The following is a 26,201-nucleotide window of genomic DNA, read 5'->3' as shown; positions in this document are numbered from 1 at the left end:
ATTAAATAGGTGCATTATACTATAATTTATGAATGCTAGTTTATTTTATACTTTAGAAAAAAACACCCTTAATCTAGAAAAAAAACTATTGTATTTTTTATAAAGTTTGTAAGTTTGAATTTTTGGAATATGCATAATTTAATAAAAAAAACACTACCTAAACTATTATTTTTATTTTTTCTGATACATGCTATTGGTCAAAATCCAGTAAGTTATAATTTGTTGGATAAATCTGATTTACCAGATACAGTATTTTATGACATTATTGAAGATGATGATAACAACATGTTATTATCTGCAGGTAAAGGTTTGTTTAAATATGATGGAAACACATATAAAAAAATAATTAATAAGCAGCAATATGGAGTTGCAGTTTTTGGATTAAAAAAAGATAGCAAAGGAAAAGTATGGTGTAATAATATTTACGGACAAATTTTTTATGTTGAAAAAGACAGTCTAAAATTGTTTTTTGATGCTAATAAATTGGTTAAAGGACAATTATCGCCTTTTGTTATTAGAGAAAATAGTGTTAGAGTATATACCTCTCAAGGAATTTTTGATATAGCAAAATCCAACAAAAATATTACAAAAATAACCGACGGATTGGTAGTTAGTGCTACTAATAATAAAAAGATTTCATATGCATTTATTGTTAAGGAAGGAATTAAAAATAAAAAACAAGGGGGTGTATATAAAATTACTGGTAATTCAATAGAAAAAATATTAGAAATTAAAAAATATAATGGTGTTCAATCACCTAGTATTTATGCCTTTACGGATAATGTATTTGTTAGTTTTAAAAATAAAGAAAGTAATTTAATTTACCATATTAATAGTAAGGATAATAAATCAAAATTACTTAGAACACCTGATGAAATAAAGCATTTAAAAATTTATAATATTTTAGAGTTTAATGCTAATTATTGGTTTTTAACAACCTCAGGAGTGTTTATTTATTCATTTCAAAATAATTCTTTGCAATTTGTAGAGCAAATTTTCGAAAATGAGTCTATTGCTAAGGTTGAAGTAGATTTTAATAATAACTATTGGTTTATTACTCTAGATAATGGCGTACTTGTATCACCTAATTTAAATATTAAAAGTGTTGATTTAAGTGTTAGAAAAGATAAAGTAATTTCGGCTTGTAGTATAGAAAATAATCAATTTGTATTGGGAACAAATAAAGGGAAATTATTGTTTTATGAAGGGGGAAAATTGATTAAAACCCTGCAATTACCAGGTCAAAAAATTATAGGTAATTTATTTTATGATGAAAATAAAAATCAATTACTTGTAAGTATAAATGCTTCAGAGTCTTTTATTGTTAACTTAAAAATCAATAAAATAATTGATGTAAAGTCTAAGTTTTCTGTTGCTAAAACTATTTCAAAAATTGATAACGAAAATTTATTTTATGGCAACTATAAGGAGGGGATTGTTTATAATAAACCATATAAAACAGATTCATTACAAATAATTCGTTCAAGTCGTGTAATTAACTCTGTGTTTGCAAACAATCATTTGTTTGTTTCTTATATTGATGGTGTGTTTAAATACAATACTTCAAATTTTTCATTTGAAGAGTTAAAATTTAATAATAAAAGATTGTTGGCTAGTGATTTAGTTAAAACAGATAATGTTGTTTGGCTTGCTACTCAGCATAATAAATTATTAAAATATGAAAACGACTCAATAATGCAGGTTTTAAACTTGTTTCCTAAAGTACATCATATTAAAGCTATTAAAGCAGATTCAGATACACTACTTTGGATTGCAACTGATAATAATCTATTTAAATATCATACAAAATCTAATATAATTAGAGCTATAGGGACTCAAGATGGTTTAGATTTTACAATTAATAAGTTTATTATTTTAAAAAATCATTTGGTTGTGATTTTACCAAATGCTTTTTATATTTTACCTAAAGGAAATGCATTATTCAAAAATTATTTAACTTCTAAAGTTGAAATAAAAAAGGTGATAATTAATAATAGAGATACCGTAATTTCATCGTATTATAAACTGTCTTACAATCATAACAATATCAGATTAGATTTTAATTCAAGTGGTTATCAATCCAATAAATATGTTAATTATAAATATCGTGTAAAAGAAATTGATTCGCTATGGAAAAATATACCTTTAAAAACTCAATTTATAAGTTTTAATAGTCTTCCTAGCGGTACATATACAGTTGAATTACAAGCTAAGAATGTAAATTCTAAACAAGCTGTTTTTTCAACTCCAATTACTTTTTTAATTGAAAAACCATTATGGGAAACCTTTTGGTTTTATGCATTAGTTTTAATACTTATAATCGGAATTATTTGGCTTTACTTTAAATGGAGATTAAAACAAAAAGAACTACAACGTATTGTAGAAATTGATAAGATTTTAATGGATAAAAAAATAACAAATCTTAGGTTAGAGAATTTACGTTCGCAAATGAATCCTCATTTTATTTTTAATGCATTAAATTCTATACAAGATTATATAATATCTAACAAAAAAGAACTAGCTAGTTCTTATCTAGTAAAATTTAGCCGATTAATAAGAATGTATCTTGTGTTTAGTCAACAAAATGAAATAACATTGCAAGAAGAACTTAATGCGTTAAAATTGTATTTAGAATTAGAAAAAATTCGTTTTGAAGAAGAATTACATTATATTATTTTTATAGATGAAAAGTTAGATACAAAACATATAAAGGTGCCTTCTTTGTTTATACAGCCTTATGTAGAAAATGCTTTAAAACACGGTTTGTTGCATAAAACTAACGATAGAAACTTAAAAGTTGAAGCAACAATTATTAAGGAGAATACTTTGCAAATTATTGTTGAAGATAATGGAATTGGTAGAGCACAATCAGAAAAAAATAAACGACCAAATCAGCATAAACCTTTTGCTACACAAGCAAATAATGAGCGTGTTCACTTATATAAAAATAAATTAAAACGTAATATTGTTATTGATATAATTGACTTGTATAACAATAACAAACCAACGGGAACAAAAGTAGTTATAACAATGACAATCTAATAAATATGAGAGCCTTAATAATTGATGATGAAAAACGTGCCAGACATTTATTGGCTAATTTAATATCTAATCATTGTACTAATATAGTAGATATACAAGAAGCAGTAGATTTAGCTTCAGGAGTTACTTTAATTAATACTACTAAACCAGATATTGTATTTTTAGATATTGAAATGCCCAATCAAACAGGCTTAGAAATATTAGAATATTTTCCAAATAACATAGATTTTAAAATCATATTTGTTACAGCATACAATCAATATGCTATTGAAGCATTTAAAATGTCGGCGATAGATTATTTGCTAAAACCTTTAGATGTAGAAGAACTCAAGTATGCTATTGCAAAAGCCCAAGAAGCAATAAAGGCACAAAATTTTAACGACCAATTAAATAAATTACGAGAATCATTAAAACAACTATCCGTAGATAAAATTGCACTTGAAATTCCAAAGGGAATCTTATTTACATCTCACACTGATATTTTATATTTTGAAGCTGATGGAATGTATACCAATGTACATTTAATAACGGGTAAACAAAAAACTATATGTAAACCGTTAAAACATTTTGTACAGCAATTGGCCAATAATTCTATGTTTTTTAAATGTCACCGTTCCTATTTAATAAATTTAAAATATGTTGAAGAATTGGTAAAAGATGATGGAGATTACTTATTAATGAATAATCAAAAGAGAATTCCAATTTCAAAATCTAAACGCGATCATTTTTTAGAAGTTATAAAGGAAGTTTTTTTATAGATTTTAGAAAAAAAACAGCGGTTTTCAGAAAAAACCATATAGATTCTATAATAATTTTAATTTTTTTTGAAGTAAATTTAAATATCTACTAATGAAAAAAATTATTTTATTATGTGTATTTGTGTTATGCTATAATTCAACACAGGCACAATTGGGAAAAATGCTAAAGAATAAAGCTAAAGCAGCTTTAGAAAAGAAAGTAACAAAAAGCGATAATACAGTATCTTCAAGCAGTGAAAATTCTTCAGAAGCAACTTATACAGATGAAGAGTTTAAAGCAGAATTAGCTGAAAAATATCCAAATGATCAAGAAAAACAGGAGTTATATTTTAAAAAATATAAAGAATATCAAGCACAGCAATTGGCTGAAGAAGAAGCTTTAAGAAATAAGGCTAATAGTAAAGGTATTGTAGTTACCGAAATTCCATCTCCTGTGGAAAGTAGCGAAGATAAAAAGTTTAAAAACAATCAAATTTATTTACTGAATAATACAAAATTTATAAAAAAGCCAGCATATGATGGTGGTTTTTCAGATTCAAAAGGATTGTCTGGTTATTATCATTTTTCTCAGTATTTTGTAAAAGGTCCAATAAATCATTTCGACAATGATCCTGGTTCTATTTATGAAGGTTTTTCAATTGAATACAATCCTACAACTTATGAATTAAATGCGTTTTTTACTCCAGAAAAAAAGCGTTATGGTGTAGTTCCAGAACGTTATAGAAAATCTGCCGACAAGGGTAATATTCAATTTCAATTTGGAATGGGAGATGGACCAGAATGGACAAATGTTAATGTGCTTTTATTAGAGCCTGGTGTTTTATTAATCGGTGCAGAGGTGTATCATAAAAACAATAACGAAGGACACAAGTGGATGAATAATGCGCAACCAAAACAATTTATAATTGCAGCAAAAGATCCTGAAAATATTAAGAAATATTATAAGAATCCAGAATTAACTTCAAAAGTAACTTTTAAACAGTTTGATGAATTACGTAAAGATTGGAAAGGTGAGCAGTTAAGTAATGTAGTTATGCCAAGTAAAGGTAGTTTTGATTCGAACTCAGAGATTAAAAGTGCAGCTGTTAGTGGTTTAAATGCATATTACGGAAAAACAAGTATGAAAAATTTAAAGCAGTATTTAACATCTAATAAATGGTCAACTGTTAAACATAAAGTAACTGGTGTACCGTTGTATCAATGGGCTGTTGGAGTAGTTATTCAAAAAAATTCTGATGGACAGTGTATGTTGCAACAATTTATTGTTAGAAGGGATTATACTGGAGGAGGAAATTATGGTAGCGTTTATTTTAATGGAATAAATAGAGGCAGTATTCGTGCGCCTTATGGAAGTTATTGTAAATGTGAAACGGAATAATAAATAAAAAAATCGAGGTGAAAGCCTCGATTTTTTTGTTTAAATATTTTAGTAAGAAATTAATTTCTTTTAAGTTTCTTTTTAACTTCAACTTCTTGGTAAGCTTCAATAACATCACCAATTTCAATATTGTTAAAATTCTTTATTTGAATACCACAATCGTAACCTTTAGCTACTTCTTTAGCATCATCTTTAAATCGTTTTAAAGAAGTTAATTCTCCTGAATGTATTACTACACTATCTCTAATAATTCTTATTTTAGAATTTCTAAATATTTTTCCGCTAGTTACCATACAACCTGCAATGTTTCCAACTTTAGAAATTTTATAAACTTCTCTAATTTCAACATTACCTGTAACTTCTTCTTTAATTTCAGCAGAAAGCATTCCTTCCATTGCATCACGAAGATCGTTAATTGCATCGTAAATAATAGAGTATGTTCTTACATCAATTTCTTCATTATCGGCTAAGGTTCTAGCGTTTCCAGATGGTCTTACGTTAAATCCAACAATAATTGCATCAGAAGCAGAAGCTAATAACACATCAGATTCTGTAATTGCTCCTACACCTTTATGAATGATATTTACTTGAATTTCATCAGTTGATAATTTTTGGAAAGAATCTGTTAAGGCTTCAACAGAACCATCAACATCACCTTTTAAGATAATATTTAATTCTTTAAAGTCTCCTAATGCAATTCTTCGTCCAATTTCATCTAATGTAATATGGCGTTGTGTTCTAACAGATTGCTCACGTTGTAATTGAGAACGTTTAGTTGCAAGTTGTTTTGCTTCTTTTTCGTCTTCAAATATATGGAATCTATCACCTGCTTGTGGTGCACCATCTAAACCTAGTATAGATACTGGGGTAGAAGGTCCTGCACTTTGCATGTTATTTCCACGTTCATCAAACATAGCTTTTATTTTACCACTATGTTTACCTGCTAGCATAAAGTCTCCAATTTTTAAAGTACCTTCTTGCACTAATATTGTTGAAACATATCCACGACCTTTGTCTAATAAGGCTTCAACTACAGTACCAACAGCATTTTTGTTTGGATTTGCTTTTAAGTCTAACATTTCTGCTTCTAGAATTACTTTTTCAAGTAAATCGTCTACACCTAAACCAGTTTTTGCTGAAATATCGTGTGATTGTATTTTACCTCCCCAGTCTTCAACCAGTAAATTCATTTGAGAAAGTTGCTCTTTAATTTTTTCTGGATTAGAAGTTGGTTTGTCAATTTTATTGATTGCAAAAATAATTGGTACACCAGCAGCTTGTGCGTGGCTAATAGCCTCTTTTGTTTGCGGCATTACATCATCATCAGCTGCAACTACAATAATTACAATATCTGCAACTTGTCCACCACGTGCACGCATAGCTGTAAATGCTTCGTGACCAGGAGTGTCTAAGAAAGCTATTTTATGTCCGCTTTTTAGTTCTACACCATAGGCACCAATATGTTGAGTAATACCACCAGATTCACCAGCTATTACATTTTCTTCACGAATGTAATCTAGTAAAGAGGTTTTACCGTGATCTACGTGACCCATTACGGTAATAACAGGAGCTCTTGCTTCTAATTCTTCTTCGGTATCTAGGTGTTCTTCAATAGATTCTTCTACTTCCGCACCAATAAAGTCAACGCTATAATCAAACTCATCAGCAACAATTGTTAATGTTTCAGCATCTAATCGTTGGTTCATTGTTACCATCATTCCTAACGACATACATGTAGAGATAATATTAGTAACAGGTATATTCATCATAGTAGCAATTTCACTTACTGTAACAAATTCTGTTACTTTAAGTATTTTACTTTCTGCTGCTTGTAATTCTTGATCTATTTCAGTTTGATGGCGGTGTTGATCTCTTTTATCTCTTCTATATTTAGCACCTTTACCTTTTTTAGATTTACCTTGAAGTTTTTCTAAAGTTTCTCTAACTTGTTTTTGTACTTCAGCTTCAGTTGGTTCTTCTTTTATAATAGGTTTTCTTGGTCCACCTCTTAATGGTCCTCTTTGGTTTCCTCCTCTATTATGTTGTCCTCCAGGTCTTCTATTACCACCAGCAGGAGTTGCTTTTTTTACAATTCTACGACGCTTCTTTTTATTAGCATCTGTAGTATTTTCTTTTTTAGTTGGTTCAGGTTTTTTCTTTTTAGGTTTTTCAAATTGTTTTAAATCAATTTTTTTACCTGTAATTTTAGGTCCTGATAACTTTTTGTATTTTGTTTCAATTGTTTGAGGTGCAGAAGGTTGTTCTGTAGCAGTTTTTTCTTCTTTTTTTGCGACAGGTTCAACAATCTTTGGTTTTTCTGTTTTAACAACTTCCTTTTTAGGTGTTGTTTTATTGAATTTTGGAACTTCCTTTTTAATCTCTTTTGGTGTTTCTGGAGTAACTTCTTTTGGAGTTTCTTTTTTAGCAACAGGTTTTGCTTCTTGCTTTTTCTCTTCAACTTTTGGAGTTTCAGCAATAACTTCTTTAGTTACTTCAGGTTTTTTGGGAGCCTCTTCTTTAATCTCTTCAACTATTGGTTTAGATGTTTCAACTTTAGGAGCGCTTGACGCTTCTTTTTTATGTTCAATATCTATTTTACCAATGGTTTTTAATTCTAATTTTTCAGCTTTTGCCTTAACAACAACTTTTTTTGCTTCTTCTTCAAGACGTTGTTTTTCCATCTTTTCTTCAAGAGCAATTCTTAGCGCTTCTTTTTCTTTTCGTTTTTCTTCACTTACCTCTTTTGAAGCGGCCTTTTTGTTTCTATCAGTTTGAAAACCATCTAGTAATACATTGTACTCTTCATTAGATATTTTTGTTGTCGGTCGTGCCTCAATGTCATATCCATGACTTGTTAAGTGCTCAACGGCTCTATCTAACGAAATGTTTAATTCGCGTAATACTTTGTTTAGTCTCAATGTTTTGTTGTCAGCCATATAATTTTTTCTTTTAGCCAAATTATGTTGAAGAATGTAAGGATTAATTTTTAATCTTCAAATTCTTCTTTTAATATTTTTTGAACCTCTAGAATAGTTTCCTCTTCTAAATCAGTTCTCTTTAAAAGTTCAGCTACATCTTTTTCAAGTACACTACGTGCTGTATCTAAACCTATTTTTTTGAATTCTTGAATTATCCAGTTTTCAATCTCATCGGAGAATTCTGTTAATTCTACATCGTCTTCAGCTTCTACACCTTCGCGTTGTACATCTAGCTCAAAACCAGTTAGTTGTGATGCTAGACGAATGTTTACTCCGTTTTTACCAATTGCCTTAGAAACTTCTTCTGGCAATAAAAATACATCAACTCTACCTTTTTTACCGTCTTCTCTACCTTCTTCTTCATGAATTTTCATAGAAACTACTTTTGCAGGGCTTAAAGCTCTAGCAATAAATAATTGGGTGTTTTTTGTATAGTTGATAACATCTATATTTTCGTTTCCTAATTCACGAACAATTCCGTGAATACGAGAACCTTTCATACCTACACAGGCTCCAACAGGATCTATTCTGTCGTCGTAAGAATCTACTGCTACTTTAGCTTTTTCACCTGGAATTCTTGCAACACCTTCTATGGTAATTAGACCATCAAATACTTCAGGAATTTCTTGTTCAAATAATTTTTCTAAAAATTGAGGTGAAGTTCTAGATAATATTATTACAGGTTTGTTACCACGTAATTCTACTGTTTTAATGATACCGCGAACCGATTCTCCTTTTCTAAAATAATCTGAACGAATTTGTTCACTTTTTGGTAAAACAATTTCGTTTCCATCATCATCTAGTAATATAATTGCATTGTGGCGAATATGATGTACTTCGGCACTGTAAATATCTCCTTCTAATTCTTTAAAATGTTTGAACGTATTTGTGCTATCGTGTTCGTGTATTTTTGAAATTAGGTTTTGACGTAATGCTAAAATTGCTCTTCTTCCTAAGTCAATTAATTTTACTTCTTCAGAAACGTCTTCTCCAATTTCAAAATCAGGTTCAATTAGTCTTGCTTCTGAAAGTTCTATTTCTTCATTATCATCTTCAGACATTCCATCAGCTACAACCACTCTATTTCTCCATATTTCTAAATCACCTTTATCTGGGTTAATAATAATATCAAAGTTGTCATCAGATCCAAATTTTCTTTTTAAAGCAGCTCTAAATACTTCTTCAAGTATTGACATTAGCGTAACTCTATCTATGTTTTTGTCTCCTTTAAACTCTGAAAATGATTCAATTAATGCTAAATTTTCCATGCATTCATTTTATTAAAATATTACTTTCACCTTTGCTTCTAAAATATCCACAAATGGTATTATTGCTTTTTTTATAACTGTAACTTTTCCTTTACCTATTGGTTTTGGTTCACGTGCTTTCCATTCTAACTCAATATCCTCTTCATTTACGGTGTTAAGTTTTCCTTCAACTGTAGAATTATCTTTTAACTTAACTTGTAATATACGATTTATATTTTTTAGGTATTGTCGTTTTACTTTTAGAGGGTTTGCTATGTCTGGAGATGTTACTTCTAAAGAAAAATCTTCTTCTTCTCTGTCTAAGTTATGTTCTACGGCTCGGCTAATTCGTATGCATTCGTTTAAAGCAATACCTTTATCACCATCTACCTCAACATAAATTTTATTGTCCGGTAAAAATTTTAGATCAATTAAAAATAGCTCTGGGTTCTCTTCTAGTGCTTGATCTACTAAATTTATAATTTTATTTTTATCCATTTATTTTATAAAAAGAGGGGACTTCACGTCCCCTCCAATCCTCAATTCTGTAATAATTCGGTGCAAATATACTAACAATTTTTTAATTATAAAAAATCATTCTTTTTTTAATTTAAAATTCTTAACTTTACGTAAAAGCATAACTATAAATAATCTATTTTTTATGAAGAGTATATTAGTTCCAGTAGATTTTTCGATTCAAGCACAATATGCAGCACAAGTAGCGGCTTCAATAGCAAAACAAACCAATTCTAAAATTTTTTTATTACATATGTTAGAATTGCCTTCGGGAGTTATTGATCCTACTAGTTTTGGTATGACAAATAATGCTCCAACGGCATTGTTATTTTTAAAAAGAGCTCATGAAAAATTTGAAGAGTTTAAAAAACTTCCTTTTTTAGAAGGTCTAGAGGTTGAAGATTCTGTGAATTTTCATAAAGCTTATGAAGGAATACTCGAGGAAAGTCAAAAACAAAAAGTGGATTTAATTGTTATGGGGTCTCAAGGGGCATCTGGGCTTGAGGAAATTTTAATTGGTTCTAATACAGAAAAAGTTGTTAGAAATTCTGAAATACCTGTGCTAGTTGTTAAAAACGATATTAAAGATTTTAAAATTGAAAATATTGTTTTTGCTTCTAATTTTAATATAGAAAATAGATCTGCTTTTCAGAGAATATTAGATTTTACTTTATTGTTTAATGCTCAATTACACTTACTTAAAATTAATACAATTAATAATTTTGAAACAACCAAAGATTCTAGTGAAGCTATACGTAATTTTATTGATGGCTTTGACTTGGGAGACGATTTTACACTAAATATTTATAACGATGTTTCTGTAGAATCTGGAGTGCTTAATTTTTCTAAATTAATTGATGCTGACGTAATTGTGCTAAATACACACGGTCGAAAAGGTTTGGCATATTTATTTAATGGAAGTATTGGCGAAGATTTAACAAACCATGCCAATTTACCTGTAGTAACGTTTAAGTTATAATATTTTTATTTTAATTCTTTTGGAATTTCGCAAACCGGTATTGCTACCATTTTGTGCTTATTTGCAGTGTTTCTACTTTTGTAGATGGTGAAAACTTCTTTTTCTCTACCTTCAAAATCATTAACGGTTTTACCAAGTTCTGCTTGGTTCATTGCCCATTCTAACTCGTTGTAACTTGCGCCAATTTGATCTTCGTCTGTTCTGCTATCTCCAAATAAACCATCAGTTGGAGCTGCTTTTTGTATACTTGCAGGAACTTCTAAAAATTTAGCAATTTTATAAACTTCAGATTTCATTAAATCTGCAATTGGACTTAAATCTACACCGCCATCTCCGTATTTTGTAAAAAAACCAACGCCAAAATCTTCAACTTTATTACCTGTTCCAGCCACTAAATATCCGTATAAACCTGCAAAATAGTACAAGGTTGTCATTCGTAGGCGCGCACGTGTGTTTGCTAAAGACATATTTACAGTAGCTGTATCTTCAATAGTTGGTACTACAGATTTAAATTCTTCAAAAGAAGTTGTTAAATTTACCACTGTTGAACTTACATTTTTAAAATTATCTTTTAAATGTAAAATATGCTCTTTTGCTCTAGAAACTTGGTTTTCTCCTTGGTGAATTGGCATTTCAACACATAAAACAGGAAATCCGGTTTTTGCGCATAGTTTAGATGTAACTGCAGAGTCTATTCCTCCAGAAATTCCAATTACAAATCCGTTTACTTTTGCATTTGTTGCGTATTCTTTTAACCAGTTAACAATATGTTCAACAACTTTCTCTGTATTCATAATTAAACTTTTTTAGTAATTTTAGCGTTTTAAATAAAGAAGCGTAAATATATAAATTAATGAACAAAATTTTAATACTGTTACTAGTTTTATTAATAAGTTTTTCTTGTAAAAATGAAATTAATACCGATGTAGATGTTTCAAATATAGCTGTAAATGTTGAGATTGATAGGTTTGAACAACAATTTTATACTACTACAGCAGCAACTTTACCTAAAATTAAAAGTGAATATCCTTACTTATTTCCAGTTTATAATACTGATAGTATTTGGCTTCAAAAGATTAAAGACGAAGATGAAATTAAACTTTTTAATGAAACTCAAAAAGTTTTTGGTGATTTTAAAGGTGAAACATTGGAGATTGAAGATTTATTTAAACATATAAAATATTATAATAAAAATTTTAAAGCACCTAAAGTTATTACTTTGGTTACAGATTTAGATTATGAAAGTAAAGTAATATATGCAGATAGCCTATTGTTTGTTGCTTTAGATATGTATTTAGGAAAAAAGAATCCGGTTTATATTGATTTTCCGGCATATATTTCTAAGAATTTTGAAAAAAAACAATTGGTTGTTGATATTGCAACTGAAATAAGTAAGAGAAATTTTAATACAACCAGAAAACGACAATTTTTAGATGTTATTATAGATGAAGGTAAAAGAATGTTTTTAATTGAAAGTTATTTGCCAAAACAGTCAAAAGCTAGTTTATTGGGTTATACTTCAGAAGAATATGAATGGGCAGTGAGTAATGAATCTCAAATTTGGAAATATTTTATTGAAAATAAACTGTTATATAGTTCAGATACTGATTTAAGAACACGTTTTGTTGATAAAGCACCGTTTTCTAAATTTTTTATAGATATTGATAAAGAAACACCTGGTAGTATTGGTGTATGGTTAGGTTGGCAAATTGTAAAATCTTATATGAATAATAATAATGTAACTTTGCAGCAATTATTGCAGACTAATGCAGATCAAATATTTAACAAATCAAAATACAAACCAAAAAAATAATGGCAGTAAAACATACATCAAAAATAGAATTTACAGTTGGCTTAGATGAAAATAAAGTTCCTGAAAAACTACATTGGAACGCAGAAGAAGGTGGTATTACCAATGAAGAGGCAAAAGCTTTAATGATTTCTGTTTGGGATCCAAATACTAAAGATACTTTAAGAATGGATTTATGGACAAAAGATATGCCGATTGATGAAATGAAACAGTTTTTTCATCAAACTTTGGTTTCTATGGCTAATACTTTTGAAAATGCTACAAATGATGATAAAATGGCTGCAACTATGCGTGATTTTTGCGATTATTTTGCTGAAAAATTAGAATTGAAGAAGTAGGGAAGGCCTTTAAGTTCTTGACCTAGACTTTGATTAGGATTATAACTAAAAACTTAGTAATCGCAATTATTTATGGTTTTTAAAATAGCGGCATAATCTTCAGGGTTTTTAAGAAAATCTTTATCTGAAACATCAATAATTAAAGTGTTTAATTTTTTTTCAGTTTTAATAAAGGTATTGTATCCATTATGAATTTTATCTAAATATTCTGATGCAATATTTTGTTCGTAATCTCTACCTCTATTTTTAATATTTTCTAACAAACGCGGTGTATTTTGATATAAATAAATGTATAAATCTGGCTTGGTAATTTCTTTATACATAATATCAAACATTTTTCTATATAAAAAATATTCTTCTTTTTGTAAAGTTACCTGTGCAAAAATTAACGATTTAAAAATATAATAATCTGAGACTATAAAATTTTTGAACAAATCAAATTGCGCTAAATCATCTGTAAGCTGTTGGTATCTATCGGCCAAAAAGCTCATTTCTAAAGGAAAAGCATAACGTTCGTTGTCCTTATAAAATTTTGGTAAAAACGGATTGTCTGCAAAGCGTTCTAACACTTTTTTAGCATTAAAATCTTCAGCAATCATATTTACTAATGTGGTTTTTCCAGCACCAATATTTCCTTCAATAGCTATGTAATTGTATTTTTCTGAAATAGGAATAGGACGAATAAGTTTTAAAGTTGTTTTTTCTATTTCGTTAGTATCTTTACAATCTTTAACAAGTAGTTTAATACGTTGTTTTTTAATTGGGTGAAGTACATTTGGGGCAATTTCAGCTAAAGGAATTAATACAAATTTTCTATTTAACATTTCTTTGTGAGGAACATTTAAGTCTTTCGAAAAAATTATTTCATCATCAAATAATAAAATATCAATATCAATGGTTCTAGCTTTATATTCAGAACTTAAATTGGGTGTTCTACCTAAAGATGCTTCAATTTTATGAATAGTACTTAACAAATCTTCTGGATTTAAATTTGTAGAAAGTACTATACATATATTATAAAAATCATCACTTTTAAAACCCCAAGAAGCAGTTTTATAAACCGATGAAATTTTAGATATAGTACCAATTTTTTCAGCAATTAAATTAATAGCTTCTTGTAAAATTTTAAGTTTAGCACCTTGGTTGCTTCCTAAAGAAAGATATGTTGTTCGTAATATTTTCATAAACTGAGTACAAAGAAAAGAAAAGTATTATTTAAAAATATATCTTTGTGGTTCAACTTATAAACATTTAAGTTTTTTTAATATAAAATGTATATTTCACGAAACGAACTTGCTTAAAAATTTATCATTTAATAATAAGATAAAACGCTCTTCCAGTAGACGGATTAGCTTGCGACCTTCAAAAAAAACAATAAAAAAAACGTATGAAATTTTTAAGAAATTTATTAGCATCAATTTTTGGAACATTTATAGCTTTAGGTATTATTTTTATGCTATTTATTTTAATAGCATCTTTAGCTTCAGAAACTGAAAAAGTAACCGTTAAAAAGAATTCGGTTTTAGAATTAAAATTAAGTGGCGTTATTAAAGATTACGCTCCTAAAAGTGATAATCCTTTTGAAGAGATATTTGGGGTTAATGATGGTAAAATGGGGTTAAATAAAATAATAAATGCTATTGAAAATGCAGCTTCCGATACTAATATAAAAGGTATAAGTATTGATCTTGCAGGTATTAATGCTGGAATTGCCCAAACGCAAGCAATAAGAAATGCGCTTTTAGATTTTAAAGAATCTGGCAAGTTTATAAAGTCGTATGCAGATATGTACGATCAACAAAGCTATTATTTAAGCTCTGTTGCCGATTCGGTTTATGTAAATTCTTTCGGATCTGTAGATTTTAAAGGGCTTTCATCTGAAGTTTTGTATTATAAAGATATTCAGTATAAAACAGGTGTAAAGATGGAAGTTATTCGCCATGGAAAATATAAAAGTGCTGTAGAGCCTTTTTTATATGATGAAATGAGTGATAATAATAGAGCTCAAATTACATCGTTTTTAACTTCTATTTGGAATGAAATGTTGCAAGATATTTCTGAAAGTAGAAATAAAACCATTGAAGAATTAAATACAATTGCAGATAATTTGTTGACAAGAAATGCTGATTTAGCACTTGAAAATGATATGGTAGATGGAGCAATTTATTTTGATGAATATACGGATAAACTTAAAGAAGCTGTTGGTGTTTCTACTGAAGATGAGTTAAATAAAATTACTTTAAAAGATTATATTTCTACAGGAAAGGGGCGTTTAAAATCTTCAGCAAGTAACAAAATTGCTGTAATTTATGCACAAGGTGAAATTATATATGGTAAAGGTGATGAAAACTATATAGGTCCAGAATTAATTATTAATGCTTTAAGAAAGGCGGTAGATGATAAAAATACAAAAGCTATTGTTTTAAGAGTAAATTCACCGGGAGGTAGTGCACTAACAAGTGAGTTAATTTGGAGAGAGTTAGAGTTAGCAAGTAAGGAGCTCCCAATTGTTGTATCTATGGGAGATGTTGCCGCTTCTGGAGGTTATTATATTGCTTGTAATGCAGATGTTATTTTTGCAGAACCTACTACTATTACTGGTTCTATTGGTGTTTTTGGAGTATTGCCAAATATTAGTGAATTGGCAGATAATATTGGTGTTAATGCAGAGCAAGTAAGCACAAATAATAGTGCTAATTATAGTGTTTTTGAACCAATGTCAGATGCTTTTAGAACTGTTACTCAAGAAGGAGTAGAGCAAGTTTATACAACTTTTTTAGAAAGAGTTGCAAAGGGACGTGGAATGTTGGTAACGGAAGTTGATAGTGTTGCGCAAGGTAGAGTTTGGTCTGGTGTAGAGGCTATTGAAAAAGGTTTAGTAGATAAATTAGGTAATTTAGAAGCTGCAATTACAGAAGCTGCTGAATTGGCCGGTGTTACAGATTATAGAGTTAGAAATTATCCTAATTACAATATAGATTTTGAAGATAGACTTAATAGTCTTCCTTTTGCAAAATCAAAAGAAAAATTAATTATTGAAGAGTTAGGAGAGGAGAATTATAGAATGTATAAAAACTTAAAGCAAGTTTCTAAGTTAAAAGGAATTCAAGCTAGAGCTCCGTTTGTGTTAGATATTAAATAGCATAAAAGTTTATGTAATATACGCTTACTGTTAAGTAGGTAGAACCATTAAAGAATGGGAGGGGTTTCTTACCTACATTACAATAAGAACTGTTAATTCAAAAAGATAATTATTTTTGAACTAACAGTTTTTTCATTTCATTTCTATATTTTAAAGGGCTACTTCCTGTAAATTTTTTGAATAATTTATTGAAATGAGAGAAGTTGTTAAAACCACTTTCAAAACAAATTTCGGTTATACTCGAGTGATTTTCAGCAAGTAATTTTGTAGCGTGTACTATTCTAAACTCATTTACAAACTGGGTAAATGTTTTATTTGTAGATTTTTTAAAATACCTACAAAATGCCGGAACCGTCATGCTAACTTTTTCTGCAATCTCATCTAAAGGAATTGGTCTTTTAAAGTTTGAATTAACAAAACTAAAAATAATATCTATTTTATTATTGTCTTGTGGTTCAATTTCAAAAGCAAAACCATCTACATTTAACAACGAGTAATTTTTTGTATGCGCAAGGTCTTTTAGAATTTCTAAAAAGTGGATAATTCTATCCATACCTTCATACTCAGCTAGCTTTTCTATCTTTGGTCCAATTACTTTTTTTGCTTCAACATTAAATAAAATCCCCTTTTTTGCCTTTATAAATAAGGACTTTACAAATTGCATTTCTGGTAAATTAACAAAATCTTTACCTAAAAAATCTTCTTTAAATTGAATTATAGTTTCTGTACCATTAGAAGTAAACCTATCTGTAAAACCACTATGTGGTAAATTTGCTCCAATAAGTATTAATTGGCTGTTGTTAAAATGTGATAAATGGCTTCCAATATGCCTTTTCCCATTTGCTTTATTAACATATATTAACTCTAACTCTGGGTGGAAATGCCAAGAAGGGACAGCATCAACTACGTTTTTGTTATGTTGTTTTATGCGTATTGAGCTTCCAAATTCTGGATTTAGTTTTTTAAATGTGGGCTTTGTATTTTTCATGTTTGCCATATATACAAAAGTAAATATAAAATAAACAATGATTCTATTTAGATTTAATATGTTTATGTTCTAAATTAACCTTTTAAAAGTTAACATTTTATTAACAGTTAAAATAGGATATAAATATGGGAAATGTGAGGTGTTTTAAACTTAAAATCCACCATATATTTGCCCCATACTAATTGATAAAATATCAAATTATGAAAAATTTAATTAAAAAAAGTTTACTTATTGTAGCCGTTTTAACTACAGTAGTAATAAGCGCAACGAACATTAATAACAACCTAGATATAAAAGTAAGTACAATTGATTCTAAATTAATTGATTTACGATTGAAGAATTCTGATGGAGATTTGACTATAAGTGTAAAAGACTCTTATGGAGAGGTTTTATACTCTGAGGAATTTGCAGGAAGTTATTTTTCAAAGAAATACGATTTAAATACATTGCCAACAGGTAATTATTATTTTGAAGTAGAAGGTACTACAAAAATTAATTTAATGCCATTTACAGTAACTTCAAAAGGTTTTGAATTTAATAATGAAATTACAAGTACGTATTACAAACCTACAGTAAGACAAGATGGTGATTTAGTTTTTATTTCTAAAATAGCTTTTAACGAAGAAAATTTAGAGATTAATTTATACGATGAAGAATCTAATTTATTGTATAACGAATTATTGAATGGTAAAATTAATTTAGACAAAGCTTTAAGTTTAAAAGACCTTAGATCTGGAAGTTATAAAGTTGTAACCAAAAGTGCAGGTAAAGTATTTGAACAAAATGTTTATAAAAAATAGTAGTATATAATTTATATATTATTTATGTTTGGTTTAGTAAAAAAAGGTCTTCGTTTGAAGACTTTTTTTTGTTTTATAGTTTTTCTTTTAATAAATACTTGCAAGTTTAGTACTGTATTAATTAATATTGTTTACTTCCTATTAATAAAAAAATATCTACATATATAATATATTACACTTAGTACCTTAAATATGTTGAAAGGAATATTATTAGTGTAGTTCTATTTAGATCTTTAAGAATTTAGCATTGTGTGTTATTTAACCTCTTTATGTTTCAAATTAACCATAAAAGCTTAACAATTAATTAATAGTTAAAATAGAATATAAATATGAAAAATCTGAGGTATTTTAAAGTTAAAATCCGCCATATATTTGCCTCATACTAATTGATAAGATATCAAATTATGAAAAATTTAATTAAAAAAAGTTTACTTATTGTAGCCGTATTAACTACAGTAGTAATTAGCGCAACGAACATTAATAACAACCTAGATATAAAAGTAAGTACAATTGATTCTAAATTAATTGATTTACGATTAAAAAATTCTGATGGAGATTTAACAATAAGTGTAAAAGACTCTTATGGAGAAGTTTTATACTCTGAGGAATTTTCAGGAAGTTATTTTTCAAAAAAATACGATTTAAATACATTGCCAACTGGTAATTATTATTTTGAAGTAGAAGGTACTACAAAAATTAATTTAATGCCATTTACAGTAACTTCAAAAGGTTTTGAATTTAATAATGAAATTACAAGTACGTATTACAAACCTACAGTAAGACAAGATGGTGATTTAGTTTTTATTTCTAAAATAGCTTTTAACGAAGAAAATTTAGAGATTAATTTATACGATGAAGAATCTAATTTATTGTATAACGAATTATTGAATGGTAAAATTAATTTAGACAAAGCTTTAAGTTTAAAAGACCTTAGATCTGGAAGTTATAAAGTTGTAACCAAAAGTGCAGGTAAAGTATTTGAACAAAATGTTTATAAAAAATAGTAGTATATAATTTATATATTATTTATGTTTGGTTTAGTAAAAAAAAGGTCTTCGTTTGAAGATCTTTTTTTTGTTTTATACTAATAAGCTTTTAATATTAAGATTAAGTTGATTCTATATTAATTATAATGAATAAAACGTTTGTAGTGCGTATTCTATTTGTTTATAAACAATTCTTTAGTCTGTTAAAATTTTATGAATAAAATCTAGTAAAACGAGTAATTCTAAACCCACTAGATTACAACTATTATTTAGTAATAAATAATGCTATTTAACCTTTTTATACTCTAAATTAACCTTGAAAACTTAACAATTAATTAATGGTTAAAATAGGATATAAATATGGGAAATGTGAAGTATTTTAAAATTGAAATCTGCCATATATTTGCCCCATACTAATTGATAAAATATCAAATTATGAAAAATTTAATTAAAAAAAGTTTACTTATTGTAGCCGTTTTAACTACAGTAGTAATAAGCGCAACGAACATTAATAACAACCTAGATATAAAAGTAAGTACAATTGATTCTAAATTAATTGATTTACGATTGAAGAATTCTGATGGAGATTTAACTATAAGTGTAAAAGACTCTTATGGAGAAGTTTTATACTCTGAGGAATTTTCGGGAAGTTATTTTTCAAAAAAATACGATTTAAATACATTACCAATTGGTAATTATTATTTCGAGATTGAAGGCGTTACAAAAATTAATTTAATGCCATTTACGGTAACTTCAAGAGGTTTTGAATTTAATAATGAAATTACAAGTACATATTATAAGCCTACTGTAAGACAAGAAGGAGATTTAATTCTTATTTCTAAAATAGCTTTTAACGAGGAAAACTTTGAAATTAATTTATATGATGATGAATTCAATTTATTGTATAACGAGTTATTAGCTGGAGAAGTAAATTTAGGGAAGGCTCTTAATTTAAAAGATCTTAAATCTGGAAGTTATAAAGTTGTAACAAAAAGTGCAGGAAAAATATTTGAACAAAATGTTTATAAAAAATAGTAGTATATAATTTATATATTATTTATGTTTGGTTTAGTAAAAAAGAGTCTTCGTTAGAAGACTTTTTTTTGTTTTATAGTTTAGTGAAAATATAGCGTATTTTAACTTGTTTAAAGTGAGATAAATAATTATCGTAGGTAGTATTTAATTTAAAAGTTTTAGTATTTTATTACTACTAATATAACTTATTTAATAAAAAAAGTAGCATCAGCTATTTGTATATAAAAAAGTTTGGTTTTATAAACTTTAAATTTCAAATAGTTAAATGCTACTAAAAAATAGTTACAAATTAATTAATTCAGATATTTAATGATGAAAATAATGTTTTTATTTTTTCTTTCACAGAAGGCCTTGGAGCATTAAAATCTATTATTTTACCTTCTGTGTTTATAAGAATAAATCTAGGAATGCTTGTAATATTATATGCTCTTGTAAAATCTGAAGCTGTAGCATTAGGTGCTATTATTTGAACTCCTGACATTTCTTTATCTTTAACCATAGCTAACCATTTATCTCTATCTCTTGGTTTGTCAACAGACATACTAATAAAGGTAATATTTTTACCATGGTATTCTTTTTCTAATTCTTTTAAAAATGGAATTTGGGCTTTACATGGAGCGCACCAAGTTGCCCACACATCTATATATACATATTTTCCTTTAAAATCTGAAAGAGAAGTTAAAGATCCATCAATATTTTCATAGTTTTTAAATGTAGGAGATGGTGTACCTTTTGCTAATTTTATTGCAAACATATGTTCTTCAGGGTACTTATCAGTTAATCTTTTTATATAAGAGTTGATGTAATTTTCTTCATATTCAACATTATCAGCTGATATGTTTTTAAAAGATTTTAGAGTCTGTTCTAATTCAGTTTTTAAAGTGGTTATTTTTGTATCAAATACTCCTCGTTTTTCTTGATACCAAGTTTTTTTAAAACCATTTTCAGATGAAATTAAATTAAATTTTTTATTTAAAAAATTATTATAATCAGCTAAATCTTGATCAAATTTCAGTGTGTTTTCAAAATCTTTTACATCAGCTTTTATTGATAGATTAGCTCCATTCTCTAAATATAATAAAGCCATTATTTCATCTTTAGCTAAAGATAATTGATATTTATTTCTACCTTTTAATACTTTTAAAGTGTCTTTAAATTTACCATTTTCTTTTAAAGGAATTTTTTTTGAAGGACCTCCCATTCCATAGAAAGAAATTTCTTTTGATTTTGCATTTACTATTTTGCCTGATATTTCAATATAGTTAGGGTGTGGGGTTTTATTGTTACAGGCAAAAGTGGTTACAAGTATTAGTGTAAATATATGTTTTTTCATTAATTTGAGTAATTAAGGTTTTCTTATATATTTGTTTAAAACACTAACAGGTATAGCTTCTCTAGAAACCATTAATGTTGGGCCTTGGTTACCTGATGCATTATGAGGTTGTACGCCTGCAACCATGGCTACTACTTGGCCATGTTCATTTACTATTGGTCCACCACTTGCACCTTGTCCAAATTCAGTTGTTACTGCTATTTTAACTTCACTATCTCTTTCACTTAAATATTTTCTAGATACTATTCCTTTGGTCATAAAAAAAAGATTATTGTATGGATGTCCCATCATATAAATAGTTTCACCCATTGATTCTTCTTCAGCCATTGGAAGTGCTTTTAATTTTGTTCCTTTAGTGTCCAGTTGAAGTATAGCTAAATCGTTAGATTGACTAGCAGCTAGTATTTTAGAGACAGGATAGACATTTCCATTGCTATCTGCAGCAAAAATTGCAGAAACATTTATATTGTCTTTTACTTCAATTACATGATAGTTAGTTACAATTACACCTTCTTCATGAATAACAAAACCGCTAGCATTATTTAAATGGATTTCTGGGCATCTATCACATAAATAAGAAGAGCCAATGTATAAGGTGCTTTCTTTTAAATGATAATACATTTGATTTCCATTTTTTAATATTGGAGTAGAGGTGTTTACTATAACTTCAGAATTCTCTTCAATTCTATCTAGTTTTTGCATTTGTAACTGATTAAAATGAGTGAAATTATTTTCTCCTATTAAATTTTGTACTTTTTTAGTAACATTAGTTATGTATGTTGAACTTTTTAGAACATTAACTTCTTTAATTACTTCTGTTGTAGCTATTTCACTTGTTTTATTTTGATGTTTTTGATTGTTGTTTTTACAACTAAAAGTTATTAGAATTAAAAGTAATATTATTTGAAAATTAAATTTCATACTGTTTATTATTTAAGTAATTCTAATAATTGTTGCTTAAGTTTAGGATCTGATGGACGTTTTGCATCAGCATCTACAATTTTACCTTCTTTGTCAAATAATAAGAATCTTGGAATGGTATTAATTTTATAATCTTTGGCAATTCTAGTATTAAAGGCATCATCAGAGAATAATTGAACACCAGTTAATTCTTGATCTTTTATAAATTGTTTCCATTTTTCATGTTCTTTAGGCTTGTCCATAGAAATACTAACAAATTGAATATCTTTTCCATGAATATCTTTTTCTAGTTGTTTCAGGTAAGGAATTTCTGCTTTACAAGGTGCGCACCACATTGCCCATACATCTATATATACAAGTTTTCCTTTAAAATCGCTAAAAGAAACATCTTTATCGTTTTGGTCTTTATATGTAAAAGGATAGCCTTGGGTTCCTACTGTTGTTGTTTTAATACCAACTTCGAATTTATCAACTTCGGCACTTACATATTCACTAAGTGCAATATCTTTTCTTAAAGGTTCTATAAAATCTAAATATTCTTTATTATAAGCTTTAAATCGTTTAATATGATTTAAAGCTATATAACCTCTAAGCTTATCATTTTCAATATCTTTTAAAGCTTCTGTTAGATAATTTTTTTCTTTTGAATCTTTACCTGTATGGCTAAATTTATATTGTTGATGTAATCTTAAAGTATTTAAACCATTTGGAACATCTAATATAATGTCAGATTTAAAGGTATCACCTTTTGCAAAGTCAGTATAAAATGGTGCTAAATCTTTTCTTTTTGGGTGAGCACTTCTTGGGGTAAATAAAAAATTTAATGCTTGGTATTCAATATTTAAATCTATGTAAGCGTGCATTAACTCATTAAAACGATTGTTTTTAGAATTAACATTTTCGTGTTGTTTTTTCATTTCAGGGATAAAATCTGTATAGAAAGGGAAAAAATCTTTATATGTTTTGGCTCCTTTTCTAAAATCGAAAACCTCTAATGTATCGTTAGATTTAATCCAGTTGTAAAGTATTTCATTTTCAATATCAGGGTTTTCTAATAGTTTATAGCCCTCTTCATTATATTGTATATTAAATGCTTGATCTCCCTTAATGTATATAGGAATTTTAATATCTCTATCTCCTAAAATGTAAAACCCTTCTTTATCAGGGTTTACAGTAAATCCAAATTGTTTGTCTTTATTTAATTGTGCAGTACTAACTATAGAAGATTTACCATGTTCGACTTTGGATAAGTTAATTTCTGTTTTATAGGGCATATCAAGTGTTCCTGTTATTGTTGAAAACCCGTTTTTATTGGTTGAGGTTTTATCAGTGTTGCACGATATAAATAAACTTGTAATAAGTATAGTGAAAATTAAGTGTTGTAATTTCATAATTTGTTTTTAAAGGGTTTAAAGTTGTATAACTTTTAAAGGTTTTTAGGTTATTGAGCAGGTTGTAGATTATTATTTATGAAAAAAATAAAAATAGTTAGTTTTGAACTTTACCTGTAGATAACAATTGAATGTAAATGTTTGAGTCTTATCTGGGAGGCTTAAATTAATAATGTTGATGATTATTTAATAGATAAATATAAGGGATGATATTATCATCCCTTATTTAATTTATTAGAAATTAGCGTTCTCTAAAAGAAGTGCTAACAATTTTTCCAAAACCATCATAAGATTCTGTTAAGATTAAATCTCCATTTACTGGAGGTACTTCATAGAATTCTAGAGTCCCATTAGATTCTCCAGAATTGTAGCTTGCAACAAGTAATTGATTAGTATATAACGATTGTGGTTCGTTATTAGGATATGAAAATTTTGAGAATTTTAATTGGGTTATCTCTTCAGTTCCTTTATCAATCATTAATTTCGATTGTTTAATTCCAAAATCGTATTCATAAATTTTACTACCTACATTATAAAATAGATATCCAAATTGTGGGCTTATAGCAAAGTGTTCTGCTAGTGCCATATCTTCAGCAATTTCAGTAGGTATTTCTTCAAAATATCTTTGACTTATATTTCCAAAGAATCCTGAACTCATACGTGCTAAATATAGTTTATTGCTAGGGTTATCTTTTAAAATTGCAAAAACTTCTCCTCCATTGTATTCAGTTCTATCCATAAAAACCAAATCCATATCTATATTATAATCAAATAATGTTCCTTCTGGAAATACGTTAGATTTTAAAGAAGCCCAAGGATGTCTCACAAAGCGTTTATTATCTTCATCATAAAGTATACTTTCTCCCATTACTCCAGCTGTACCAACATAAGGAGAAGCTTTAAAAGTATTTACTTCACCATCTACAATATTTATAGGTACTCCATATCTGTATTGGTAGACTCTTAGGTAATAGTAATAGTTACCGTCTTTGTACATTAAACTTTCTGATCCAAATGGCAACATTTTAATAAAATCTGCCTTAAAATCTGTAGGAACAGAAGAAAGCATTTCAAATGATAAATAGTATTCTGTTTCCCAATCAAAAGTTTCTGGGTGAATTTTTGTTGTTCCAGTTTCTTCAGATGTTACATATATTCCGTAAAATGTTGGGTCGTAAGGGTAGCAGTACACATTTCCAGGAGCACCTTCTAAAACTAATGATGAACCAGATAAAGCTAATACATCATGCATTATCAATTCGTCATCTGTTAATTTAGATATCATATCTAGTCTAGCTGTTCCGTTTACATCATTCATAATCAACCACCCTTGATAAATGGTGCTTTCTACATTTAAGTTAAATGAGGTAGACCATTGTATTCCAGTGTTTTTATCTGTAACTCTATAAAATACTTCATAAGAAGCAGGAGGTATAGATAAAGCATCTAATTGTAGATTTTTAGTTGTTGCTAAATCTTTTTGTCGGTCTGCTGCTAACACATTTCCTTTGGTCATCGCAATCCATTAGTATTCATAATCATCTTCATTTTCATCTGAATCTTTAGTGAAATTAAGTGTTGGTATAATTTCGAATGGTTGTCCTAATAAACCTGTATATTCATTTTCTAGGCCTTCAATATTCACTTCATTAATTTCTTTGTAGCCATAGTTTCCGAGATCTTCGGAACATGATAACATAATTGAAAAAGCAATTATATATAGTATTGTAGGATATTTTATTTTATTTAACATATTGTCTAAATTTTTTATTTAAAATTATTGTACATATGGCCCCATCATCATTTTACTACCATCATCTTCATATACGGTCTCTCCTGAAGCTTCTTTTTCATTTAAGTAACGTTGCATAAAAAGTCCGTGATATTGTACTTCTGAGTAACTTTGAATAGGTGAATCGTAAAAGTTAGTAGCAATACCAAGTAACTCGCTCATTAAAAACATTTTTTTAGAACTAAATGTTCCTAGGTATCCATCATACCAATATTCAGGAGCTGTTAAAATGTCGTTTACAGATATTTGAAATATAGTATGATTTCTTATTTCTTCTGTAAGATCATCTAAGACTTCATTTTTCATATTTACAGAAAAGTCATCATTAGCCAAAAGTTCAATAGCCAAAGTATATGTATTGTTTTTCATTTCTGGTGTTCTATAAAATGTAATAGGTATACTGTCAATACTCATTCCAGCTCTAAAAATAACGGGATCTGAAATGTCAAAATGAACACCTTCTATTGCTGTAGATTGGTCTAAAACTTTTAAATTAACTATTCTGTCATTGTCTAATGCTTTTCCTTGAACAGATATTGGCAACTGAAATAATGTGTCTACAACAGTTGCGTTTTTAAAGGCAAAAGAAAACCCGATACTATCAATATATTGGCTCGTATTATTTATCCATAAATTATGATGTTTTGACCAACTAAAATAAATGTTATCGCTAGTTTGGTAGGTTTTAATATCATCTGTGTCACACGAGCTCAAACAAAGTCCAAAACAAATTAAAATTAAGTATATATTTATTTTTTTCATATTTC

Annotated in this window: 22 protein-coding genes; 10 read left to right on the top strand and 12 right to left on the bottom strand. The window is 28.0% G+C overall.

What is annotated here, in order from left to right:
• Window positions 1-129 precede the first annotated feature (129 nt).
• From MKD41_RS09220 to MKD41_RS09210, 3 genes are all read left to right on the top strand, one after another.
• Window positions 130-3,042 carry a sensor histidine kinase gene (locus MKD41_RS09220; RefSeq protein WP_240242008.1) on the top strand — a complete coding sequence of 971 codons (2,913 nt, stop codon included), beginning with the start codon at window positions 130-132 and terminating at the stop codon, window positions 3,040-3,042.
• Window positions 3,043-3,047: 5 nt separating this feature from the next.
• Complete coding sequence (locus MKD41_RS09215; RefSeq protein ID WP_240242007.1) at window positions 3,048-3,800, top strand: LytR/AlgR family response regulator transcription factor; 753 nt, start codon at window positions 3,048-3,050, stop codon at window positions 3,798-3,800.
• 91 nt (window positions 3,801-3,891) lie between these two features.
• Complete coding sequence (locus MKD41_RS09210; protein ID WP_240242006.1) at window positions 3,892-5,178, top strand: hypothetical protein; 1,287 nt, start codon at window positions 3,892-3,894, stop codon at window positions 5,176-5,178.
• A gap of 59 nt (window positions 5,179-5,237) precedes the next feature.
• Here the strand turns inward: MKD41_RS09210 and infB are convergent, their stop codons facing one another.
• From infB to rimP, 3 genes are read right to left on the bottom strand one after another with little or no spacing between them, the layout of a single operon-like run.
• Entirely contained in the window at window positions 5,238-8,114 is a 2,877-nt protein-coding gene (gene infB, locus MKD41_RS09205; RefSeq protein ID WP_240242005.1) for a translation initiation factor IF-2, read from the bottom strand.
• A 50-nt stretch (window positions 8,115-8,164) separates the two neighbouring features.
• Complete coding sequence (gene nusA, locus MKD41_RS09200; RefSeq protein ID WP_240242004.1) at window positions 8,165-9,424, bottom strand: transcription termination factor NusA; 1,260 nt, start codon at window positions 9,422-9,424, stop codon at window positions 8,165-8,167.
• Between the two features lie 12 nt (window positions 9,425-9,436).
• Window positions 9,437-9,901, bottom strand: a complete 465-nt coding sequence (gene rimP / locus MKD41_RS09195; protein ID WP_240242003.1) for a ribosome assembly cofactor RimP — start codon at window positions 9,899-9,901, stop codon at window positions 9,437-9,439.
• A gap of 163 nt (window positions 9,902-10,064) precedes the next feature.
• Here rimP and MKD41_RS09190 point away from each other — a divergent pair, with 163 nt between their 5' ends.
• Entirely contained in the window at window positions 10,065-10,898 is an 834-nt protein-coding gene (locus MKD41_RS09190; RefSeq protein WP_240242002.1) for a universal stress protein, read from the top strand.
• Window positions 10,899-10,903: 5 nt separating this feature from the next.
• Here MKD41_RS09190 and nadE read toward each other — a convergent pair whose 3' ends face one another.
• Window positions 10,904-11,692 (bottom strand): NAD(+) synthase, encoded by a 789-nt coding sequence (gene nadE, locus MKD41_RS09185; protein WP_240242001.1) that lies wholly within the window; start codon window positions 11,690-11,692, stop codon window positions 10,904-10,906.
• A gap of 59 nt (window positions 11,693-11,751) precedes the next feature.
• Between nadE and gldB the strand changes: the two genes are divergently transcribed.
• Both gldB and gldC read left to right on the top strand, forming a co-directional pair.
• Window positions 11,752-12,711, top strand: a complete 960-nt coding sequence (gene gldB, locus MKD41_RS09180) for a gliding motility lipoprotein GldB (protein ID WP_240242000.1) — start codon at window positions 11,752-11,754, stop codon at window positions 12,709-12,711.
• Entirely contained in the window at window positions 12,711-13,046 is a 336-nt protein-coding gene (gene gldC / locus MKD41_RS09175; protein ID WP_240226491.1) for a gliding motility protein GldC, read from the top strand. Before gldB ends, gldC begins: the two co-directional genes overlap by 1 nt.
• A 53-nt stretch (window positions 13,047-13,099) precedes the next feature.
• Here gldC and folK read toward each other — a convergent pair whose 3' ends face one another.
• The gene (gene folK / locus MKD41_RS09170; RefSeq protein WP_240241999.1) at window positions 13,100-14,230 is read right to left on the bottom strand and encodes a 2-amino-4-hydroxy-6-hydroxymethyldihydropteridine diphosphokinase; all 1,131 of its coding nucleotides are present in this window, start codon (window positions 14,228-14,230) and stop codon (window positions 13,100-13,102) included.
• 203 nt (window positions 14,231-14,433) lie between these two features.
• Here folK and sppA point away from each other — a divergent pair, with 203 nt between their 5' ends.
• The gene (gene sppA, locus MKD41_RS09165) at window positions 14,434-16,188 is read left to right on the top strand and encodes a signal peptide peptidase SppA (RefSeq protein ID WP_240241998.1); all 1,755 of its coding nucleotides are present in this window, start codon (window positions 14,434-14,436) and stop codon (window positions 16,186-16,188) included.
• Window positions 16,189-16,297: 109 nt separating this feature from the next.
• Here sppA and MKD41_RS09160 read toward each other — a convergent pair whose 3' ends face one another.
• Window positions 16,298-17,176, bottom strand: a complete 879-nt coding sequence (locus tag MKD41_RS09160; RefSeq protein WP_240245024.1) for an AraC family transcriptional regulator — start codon at window positions 17,174-17,176, stop codon at window positions 16,298-16,300.
• Between the two features lie 200 nt (window positions 17,177-17,376).
• Here MKD41_RS09160 and MKD41_RS09155 point away from each other — a divergent pair, with 200 nt between their 5' ends.
• The 3 genes from MKD41_RS09155 (at window position 17,377) to MKD41_RS09145 (ending at window position 19,997) form a co-directional block, all read left to right on the top strand.
• Entirely contained in the window at window positions 17,377-17,976 is a 600-nt protein-coding gene (locus MKD41_RS09155; RefSeq protein WP_240241997.1) for a DUF3244 domain-containing protein, read from the top strand.
• 404 nt (window positions 17,977-18,380) lie between these two features.
• Window positions 18,381-18,980 (top strand): DUF3244 domain-containing protein, encoded by a 600-nt coding sequence (locus MKD41_RS09150; protein ID WP_240241996.1) that lies wholly within the window; start codon window positions 18,381-18,383, stop codon window positions 18,978-18,980.
• A gap of 417 nt (window positions 18,981-19,397) precedes the next feature.
• On the top strand, window positions 19,398-19,997 hold the full coding sequence (locus MKD41_RS09145; RefSeq protein WP_240241995.1) for a DUF3244 domain-containing protein: 600 nt from the start codon (window positions 19,398-19,400) through the stop codon (window positions 19,995-19,997).
• Between the two features lie 298 nt (window positions 19,998-20,295).
• Here MKD41_RS09145 and MKD41_RS09140 read toward each other — a convergent pair whose 3' ends face one another.
• The 6 genes from MKD41_RS09140 to MKD41_RS09115 form a co-directional block, all read right to left on the bottom strand.
• The gene (locus MKD41_RS09140) at window positions 20,296-21,330 is read right to left on the bottom strand and encodes a TlpA family protein disulfide reductase (protein ID WP_240241994.1); all 1,035 of its coding nucleotides are present in this window, start codon (window positions 21,328-21,330) and stop codon (window positions 20,296-20,298) included.
• Between the two features lie 12 nt (window positions 21,331-21,342).
• The gene (locus tag MKD41_RS09135; RefSeq protein ID WP_240241993.1) at window positions 21,343-22,251 is read right to left on the bottom strand and encodes a S1 family peptidase; all 909 of its coding nucleotides are present in this window, start codon (window positions 22,249-22,251) and stop codon (window positions 21,343-21,345) included.
• 8 nt (window positions 22,252-22,259) lie between these two features.
• Window positions 22,260-23,642 carry a TlpA family protein disulfide reductase gene (locus MKD41_RS09130; RefSeq protein WP_240241992.1) on the bottom strand — a complete coding sequence of 461 codons (1,383 nt, stop codon included), beginning with the start codon at window positions 23,640-23,642 and terminating at the stop codon, window positions 22,260-22,262.
• A gap of 241 nt (window positions 23,643-23,883) precedes the next feature.
• Window positions 23,884-25,158, bottom strand: a complete 1,275-nt coding sequence (locus MKD41_RS09125; protein WP_240241991.1) for a PKD-like family lipoprotein — start codon at window positions 25,156-25,158, stop codon at window positions 23,884-23,886.
• Window positions 25,159-25,167: 9 nt separating this feature from the next.
• On the bottom strand, window positions 25,168-25,395 hold the full coding sequence (locus MKD41_RS09120) for a hypothetical protein (RefSeq protein ID WP_240241990.1): 228 nt from the start codon (window positions 25,393-25,395) through the stop codon (window positions 25,168-25,170).
• 24 nt (window positions 25,396-25,419) lie between these two features.
• A complete protein-coding gene (locus MKD41_RS09115) occupies window positions 25,420-26,196 on the bottom strand; it encodes a DUF4843 domain-containing protein (protein ID WP_240241989.1) in 777 nt (258 codons plus the stop codon).
• Between the last annotated feature and the right edge of the window lie 5 nt (window positions 26,197-26,201).

It is taken from the genome of Lutibacter sp. A64, from assembly GCF_022429565.1.
Taxonomy (GTDB): Bacteria; Bacteroidota; Bacteroidia; order Flavobacteriales; family Flavobacteriaceae; genus Lutibacter.
Note: the sequence above shows the minus strand (reverse complement) of the source record. Positions and strands in the feature narration are given on the sequence as shown.

Coding starts and splice junctions, on each gene's coding strand:
- MKD41_RS09220 (WP_240242008.1), top strand. CDS start 130: ATGCATAATTTAATAAAAAAAACACTACCTAAACTATTATTTTTATTT.
- MKD41_RS09215 (WP_240242007.1), top strand. CDS start 3,048: ATGAGAGCCTTAATAATTGATGATGAAAAACGTGCCAGACATTTATTG.
- MKD41_RS09210 (WP_240242006.1), top strand. CDS start 3,892: ATGAAAAAAATTATTTTATTATGTGTATTTGTGTTATGCTATAATTCA.
- infB (WP_240242005.1), bottom strand. CDS start 8,114: ATGGCTGACAACAAAACATTGAGACTAAACAAAGTATTACGCGAATTA.
- nusA (WP_240242004.1), bottom strand. CDS start 9,424: ATGGAAAATTTAGCATTAATTGAATCATTTTCAGAGTTTAAAGGAGAC.
- rimP (WP_240242003.1), bottom strand. CDS start 9,901: ATGGATAAAAATAAAATTATAAATTTAGTAGATCAAGCACTAGAAGAG.
- MKD41_RS09190 (WP_240242002.1), top strand. CDS start 10,065: ATGAAGAGTATATTAGTTCCAGTAGATTTTTCGATTCAAGCACAATAT.
- nadE (WP_240242001.1), bottom strand. CDS start 11,692: ATGAATACAGAGAAAGTTGTTGAACATATTGTTAACTGGTTAAAAGAA.
- gldB (WP_240242000.1), top strand. CDS start 11,752: ATGAACAAAATTTTAATACTGTTACTAGTTTTATTAATAAGTTTTTCT.
- gldC (WP_240226491.1), top strand. CDS start 12,711: ATGGCAGTAAAACATACATCAAAAATAGAATTTACAGTTGGCTTAGAT.
- folK (WP_240241999.1), bottom strand. CDS start 14,230: ATGAAAATATTACGAACAACATATCTTTCTTTAGGAAGCAACCAAGGT.
- sppA (WP_240241998.1), top strand. CDS start 14,434: ATGAAATTTTTAAGAAATTTATTAGCATCAATTTTTGGAACATTTATA.
- MKD41_RS09160 (WP_240245024.1), bottom strand. CDS start 17,176: ATGAAAAATACAAAGCCCACATTTAAAAAACTAAATCCAGAATTTGGA.
- MKD41_RS09155 (WP_240241997.1), top strand. CDS start 17,377: ATGAAAAATTTAATTAAAAAAAGTTTACTTATTGTAGCCGTTTTAACT.
- MKD41_RS09150 (WP_240241996.1), top strand. CDS start 18,381: ATGAAAAATTTAATTAAAAAAAGTTTACTTATTGTAGCCGTATTAACT.
- MKD41_RS09145 (WP_240241995.1), top strand. CDS start 19,398: ATGAAAAATTTAATTAAAAAAAGTTTACTTATTGTAGCCGTTTTAACT.
- MKD41_RS09140 (WP_240241994.1), bottom strand. CDS start 21,330: ATGAAAAAACATATATTTACACTAATACTTGTAACCACTTTTGCCTGT.
- MKD41_RS09135 (WP_240241993.1), bottom strand. CDS start 22,251: ATGAAATTTAATTTTCAAATAATATTACTTTTAATTCTAATAACTTTT.
- MKD41_RS09130 (WP_240241992.1), bottom strand. CDS start 23,642: ATGAAATTACAACACTTAATTTTCACTATACTTATTACAAGTTTATTT.
- MKD41_RS09125 (WP_240241991.1), bottom strand. CDS start 25,158: ATGACCAAAGGAAATGTGTTAGCAGCAGACCGACAAAAAGATTTAGCA.
- MKD41_RS09120 (WP_240241990.1), bottom strand. CDS start 25,395: ATGTTAAATAAAATAAAATATCCTACAATACTATATATAATTGCTTTT.
- MKD41_RS09115 (WP_240241989.1), bottom strand. CDS start 26,196: ATGAAAAAAATAAATATATACTTAATTTTAATTTGTTTTGGACTTTGT.